This is a genomic window from Streptomyces sp. NPDC058964, assembly GCF_042741275.1.
Taxonomy (GTDB): Bacteria; Actinomycetota; Actinomycetes; order Streptomycetales; family Streptomycetaceae; genus Streptomyces.
This window is the reverse complement of the sequence record NZ_JBHYKH010000195.1, coordinates 1-6,381: the sequence shown is the minus strand read 5'-3', so window position 1 is coordinate 6,381 and position 6,381 is coordinate 1. Positions and strand designations below refer to the sequence as shown.

2 protein-coding genes are annotated in these 6,381 nt (G+C 72.6%); both read right to left on the bottom strand.

The annotated features are described in order from the left end of the window. A partial coding sequence (locus ACFW2E_RS23380; RefSeq protein ID WP_384469017.1) for a SpvB/TcaC N-terminal domain-containing protein occupies positions 1–5,250 on the bottom strand: 5,250 nt, incomplete at its 3' end. A gap of 5 nt (positions 5,251–5,255) precedes the next feature. Beyond that, positions 5,256–6,381 (bottom strand): hypothetical protein (locus tag ACFW2E_RS23375; protein WP_384469016.1); only part of this gene is annotated, 1,126 nt, incomplete at its 5' end.

Here is a 6,381-nt window from a genome sequence, read left to right as displayed (position 1 = left end):
TCCCCGGCCTCCCCCCGCCCCCGCGGCGCCCGCCCCCCGCGCCGCCGCCCCCCACGCCCGGACGGCGCGGTGCGCGCGGTCGTACGCGTTGAGCACCACGGCACCCTTGTCGTCACGCGACTCGACGATGCCGCCGAGGGCGTCGTGCACGGTCCTCCGGGTACAGGCGTCGAGCAGCCAGCTCGTCCATGCCCGACCGGCGAGGTCGAAGACGGTGGCGGCGATTCGGCGTCCCAGCGGGTCGGTTACAGCGACTACCTGTCCTTCGATGTCGTAGTCCGTGGTGGTGACGACGTCCTCGGCCGGGCCGCGTCGTACGGTACGAACCGTCCGGCCGAACGCGTCGAGGACCGCGCTGCTGGGGGTGTTCCACTGCTGCCAGCGGTCCAGGGACTCGGTGGGGTGCGTCCGTCCGGCGTTGTCCTCGGCCCCATAGGTCCAGCTCTCCCACGGGGTCGGGATGACGCTGCCCGGGTCGGCGGGGTTCGCCGGCCTGCCGTGCACTACCCGGGTCTGGCTGCCGTCCGGGGCGACGGTGACCGTCGGCCGGCCGCACGGGTCGTGGTGCTGGCGGACCGCCGCGAGGCCTGCCAGCCGATCGGCCGTCGGCGGCGCGTAGGCCCAGCCGACGTCGCGGAAGGGCTCGAACGTGACCACGGGCCGGCTCTTGTTGTCGTAGACCTTCCACCCGCTCACGACGACGGCGGGCCCGTCCCCGGTGGTGTCGGCCAGGACGGCGCGCGCCGTGGGGGAAAGGTCCTCCGGCAGCCCCACGTCACCGACCGCCAGGTCGTCGGCCTGCGTGCGCGTTTGCAGCAGCCTGGCCAGCCCGTCGGTGAACTCGACGACGCGGAGGAATCGTTCCGGGTGGTCCTCCTCCTCCGTCGTTGCGAACATCGCGGTGATCTGGTCTGGCCTGAGCGGCTGTTCTCCGGCCGAGGCCCGACGGGCGTTCTCCCGGTCGACGAGCGTCCACCGGTGGTGGACCCGGCGGACGCCGGTCACGCTCATCGGCTGCAGGTCTCCTCCGTCCGCCACGGACCGGTCGTACGCGGCGAGGTCATAGCTGAATCGCTGGCCGGGCTGGTCGACCGTGTCGCCTTCGGAGCGCCCGGCGCGGCCGAGCTCGGCGATCCAGGCGAGCAGGCCGAGCGGTGTGTGGCCGACGGCGGTCCGGTTGCCGTTGGGATCCGTGACCAAGTTGGCCTTCAGAACCCGGTAGTTGTAAGTGGCGGTTGTGGTCAGCCCGGCGGCGTCGGTCGTCGCCACCGGCACCAGGTCGTAGTCGTCCCAGCTCGTCGTGGTGTTGCCCCCGAAGGCGTCTCGTGTCACCAGGAGCATGCCGCGCGGTGTCTTCCCGGCCACCGGGGTGTGGACGTCGTAGCTCGTCCGGCTGGTTTGCGCGTAGTAGCCCGCGACGTGTGGCCCGGCCGCGTCGTGCCACACGTACCCGACGTGCGTTCCGCGTTCGATGGGTGCTGTCAGCACGGTGTCGCGGAACTCGTCGGGGTACGAGGCCGACCAGGCGCCGCTCGCCGGCGTGGCGCCGTCGGGCGCGAGATAGGTCGGGGTGGGTGCCGACGTCCCGCCGGGCACTGCGGGTGCGCCGATCCGCGCCAGCAGGTCGGGGGTGAGCACCAGTTGCTCCACACGGGTCGGCAGGCCGTAGTTGCCCAGTTCGCCCAGGGCCAGCCCGGTGAACGCCGGGCCGTCGTAGTAGGTGAGCTGCAGCGAACGGGGGTCTTGGGATGGGGTCGCTCCGAGCACGGCCGCGATCAGGTCGAGCACCGGGCCAGTCCCCGGATCGGTCACTTCGTATCGGGCCGTGCGGGCCACTCGGTCCAGGAGGAACAAGTCTTCGTCGTCCCTGGTGGCGAAGTCGGTCGTCGTCACCGTGCCGAGGCAGGGTTCGCCCGCACGGCGGGGATTGCGCCCCCGGGCCACGCCGAACTCGGCTGAGACGTGGGCGCGGCCGTAGTCGTCGAATCCGCCCGATGCGGACAACCGGACCATCGGCTCGTCGCCGCGGTCCCACGTCGTTTCCCGCGCGAGGACGGCGCGGACCGCCACGACGGGGTGGGCTGTCCAGGCCGGGTCTGTTGGGCTTCGCCCGTCGAGCACCGGGACGACGGCGAAGGCCGAGTCGTGCACCTCGATGGGCCGCGTGCCGTGTGCCGGGTCACCGTCGTCGGCGTACACCTCACGGCGCAGGACACGGCCGCGCACCGCCCGCAGGGCCTCGCGCAGCGTGGATCGCGGCAGTCCGTCCGGCAGCGCGGAGAGGTCGAGGTGGGGGCGCAGGAGCGGGTCACCAGGCCAGTAGTCGTCGCTGGGGTCCACTGCGGTCCACGTGCCGGCGCTCGGGCCGACGGGGCCGAGCGCGAACCATGTCACCGATCGCACCGGTGGGCCGTCGACCGGCTCGGCGGGTACGTCCGAGGTCCGCGCCCAGGCGTGGTCCAGGAAGATCTCCGCGCCTCCCGGGTCTGCCGCGGTCACCGACATCCGGCCGGCGGAACCACTCGCGCTGCCGACGGACACGAGGGTCCACTGGCCCGTCGGGTCGAGTGTCGCGTCGGCGGCGTCGCGTCCGTCACCGGTGCCGATCCGCACGCGCACCCGGCCCCGGACGGCCTTCACCCATACGGTGGCGATCACTTGCGCGGGCGTGCCTTCCGCCCCGCCGACGTCCTGCTCCACGCCGCAGTCTTCGCCGCTGGTGGTGATGTGCAACATCTGTCCGCCCTTGCCCTGGGGCAAGTCGCTGGCGACCAGGTCCGTGACCGTGGTTGCCGGGGCCGTGTTCCGCGCCGTCCATCCCGGCGCCGCTGCCTCCTCGCTGCCCTGCGGCTGAGCAGCCGAGGTGGTGAGTGTCGTGGGCGTCGCACCGCCGGTGTCGAAGCTCCAATTGCGCAGCAGGTTGCCCTGCGCGGCGGCGTCGAAGCCGGCCGGGACCGGGACCGACGGCGTCAGCGGGTCGAGCAGCGTCAGTGTGGCGGGTGTCGGCGGGGGCGGCGTCGCGGCGGTCAGAGTGTCGGTCTGCACGACCCGGCCGAAGCCTCGGAACTCGCGGTCGGCCGGGTCCCAGTACCCGTCCGAGTAGTGGAACCCGCTGGTGAGGACCGTCTGCGCGAACCGGTCCTCGGTCCGGACGCCTGCGACCACGTGCACGGGGAAAGGGAGTGCGGTGCGCCATGGCCGGTCGTCGAGCCGGGCGGCGGTGGCGTAGGCGGTGGACGTGGACCAGGTGAGGGTCGTCACGGCTCCGCAGTGGTTGTCGACGTCGGTGAGCAGGTGCGGTTTGGCGCCGCCGGTGAGGTCGAGGAAGGCCCACTCTCCTGCCCCACCGAGACCGGTCCAGAGCACGCCGCCGACGCCAATGCCGTCGAGGTCGGCGATCCGAACCGAGGTGCGGGAGTCGACCCGGGGCGTACCCCGGACGACGACGGGGGGTGCGAAGCCGTTGCCGGACTGGTTGACCCAGATGGTCAGCGTCCCGTCGCCGACGTACACGACGTCAGCGGCGCCGTCGCCGGTGACGTCACCGAGCAGGATCCGCCGAGGGTCGAAGGCTGTGACCCCGCTGCCCGGGGCATCGGTGAACCGAGGCGCGTCCGTCATACGGACCGGCGGCCCGAACCTGCCACGGCCCAGGCTCGGCCAGTACCGGACCGCCCCGTCGTACACCTCGACGACGTCGGTGAGCCCGTCACCGGTGACGTCGGCCAGGTGGATGTGCGGGTCGGTCAGGTCGGCCAGCGGTGGAGCTCCCTCGATCCGCCGGAAGCGGGCGAACCCGCCGCGACCGTCCCCGCGCGCCATGAGCGGGCGTTCCCCGGCAAGCAGCAGATCGGGGATGTGGTCGCCGTCCATGTCGACCAGCCGCACCTGGGGGCCGTGGGTGCCGGTGTCCGGCATGCCGGTGCTGGTCCGCGCGGTGGGCTCAAAACCCGCCTGGTCGGAACCCGGTGGCGGGGTGGCAAGCGGCCACACAACCGTCCGGCTGCCCACGGTCATGGTCAGCTCCGGTCGTCCGTCTGCGTCGATGTCGCCGAGATGAACGCCGGGTGCGCCGAGTTCGGCGCCCGCGGGCGCGAACCGCAGCGGCCGCCCGGCATCGAACCGGCCGTCACCCCGGTTGCGCCAGTACCGGGCGGTGCCGTCGAGCTGCAGGGCCGAGGGCAGGCCGTCGCCGAACAGGTCGGCGAGTTCGAGCCCAGGGCCCAACGCCGTGGGTGGCAGCGTGGCGGGCAGGCGACGGAACCGACGTGCGGTCGGGTTCCACGGGCGGTAGCCGAGAGTCAGCGGGGGCAGGAGCTGCGTCTCGCCGGTGGCGGCGTCCTGGCCGGTGATCTGGATGGCGGTCAGCAGAGAGACGCCGACGGCGGGTCCGGGTCCCGGAGTCTCGTCGGCGTAGCGCAGGTCGACCACGGTCGGCGGAGTGCCGCCGTCACCGACGGTCGAGACGCTGATCCGCCGGGCACGCAGCGTGGTGCGCAGATCGAAGCCGGGCCGGCGGTCGCTGAACGGGTCCGGGCGTGGTTTCGTCTCGTCGTTGTAGTGGACGGTCAAGGTGACCGCGTAGGACGGCGCGTTCGGATCCCCGAAGTCGGCATAACGGATGGTGTCGAGGTAGCGCTGGGCGCCGCCGTCGCCGCGGTAGCGATAGCAGATGGTGTTGCCGAGCGGGTCGATGCTGGTCGTGAGCAGCCAGCTGAACACCCGCCCGTGCGGGTCTCGGACAGCGGCCGGGTCCGCCCAGTCCGCGGCCGCCCCGGTGGGCCGGGCCGTCCCGTACCGGTTGCGGAGCCCGCTGCGGGTCCAGACGTCCCAGTAGTCGTCGGACGGGCCGACGACGTGCACGACCCGGGCGAAGCCGAACTCGGTCCGGGGCCGGTAGCGGGTAACGTCCGCTCCGGCCGGGAGGTCGGCCGGAATCGCGTTGCCCGGGGGGACCGGGACCAGTTCCTCGGCGCCAGAGAGAACGAAGACGTCGGTGCGGTCGTCGTAGTCGGGTACGCCCCGGTCGGTGCGGCGGCTGATCCTCGGCACGGACAGTGACCAGCCCAGGCCGTAGGGCCCGTTGCCGGCGCCGGAGGAGTAGCTCAGGGAGAGCGCGGGCGTCCCTCGCACCGGTGGCAGCGGGATCGGCACGGTGAGGTTGCCCGTGCCGGTGTGCAGGTCGGGGGCGAAGGTCTCGCCGATGCCGGTGAGGGCGCCACCGCCCTTGGGGACGCTGATCTCGGCCATTCCGGTCACCGTGGCCAGGCCGGGCCGACACCGGACCAGCCGATCGCGAACAGCACGTCCGTCACGGCCCCCGTGTCCAGGAGCGCGCCAGCGGCAGGGTCGAGCGTCAGCGTCCAGTCACCGACCGGGGAGTCGGCGATCCCCGTCCACGCGCTGCCGTTTCCCCGCCGGGTACTCACGACGCCGTCGATGGTCTGCGCGTCGCCGCCCCTGGTTCCGTGCCGGAGACCGAGCGTCACCGTCGGGACCGGGCGGTCGCCGTCGGGCAGCAGGCAGACGATGACCTGTTCGACCTGAAGGTCGCCGATCGCGAGCGGGAAGGCCGACGCGTCCACGGAAAGAGTCACCTCGCGGTTCGCGGTCGCGTCGGCCGGGTTGGACAGCTCGTAGAACTCGTCGGGGAACTCGCCGCTCAGGCTGAACACCCGGTCGCCGCTGGTGCGCCCGGCGTCGGCGAACCGGCGGAGCACCTGCTCGCGGTAGTCGTAGTCCTCGGTCGCCGTGTACTCGACGGTGATGACGACGTCGGCCAGCGACCGGAAATCGAACGGGTTCGCCGGGCGCGGCAGGTCGAGCGTCCAGTGCGTGTCGACGCCTGAGCCCTCGAACGGCAGCAACAGTTCCTGCTGGGCGTCGAGGTCGAAGACGCCCGTGGCTGACACCGGGGAGGTCAGGGCCACGCTCTCCGGCGGCCGCACCAGCGTCGTGGTCGGGAAGCCGGCCGAGGGCAGGACGACCCGGGAGATCCCGCTGCTGGTCAAGGTCGCCCGGACGCCGGTCGTCGGCGGGATGAGCCCGACGACGGAGACGCGAATCCGCCGCACGAGCCGCAGCAGGTGCCCGGGGAAGGACTCGTCGAACCACGACATGGGGGTGGCGAACGACAGCCGACCGGCCTGCCGGAAGTCGGCGAAGTCGCGCGGCATCCGGTCGGCCAGCGAGAACGACTGTGCCAGATTCAGCCGCCGCTTGTCCGTCTCGAAGGCGTACTGGTCGAGCCGGGTGACGTCCTGCAGCAACCGTTCGGCGCCGGTCAACCCGCGCCGGTCGGGTGTCGTCGTGGCCGACGCGGTGCTCGGGGCTGGCAGTGCCTGCCAGTAATCGCCCTGCACGATCGACGGCACGACGTCC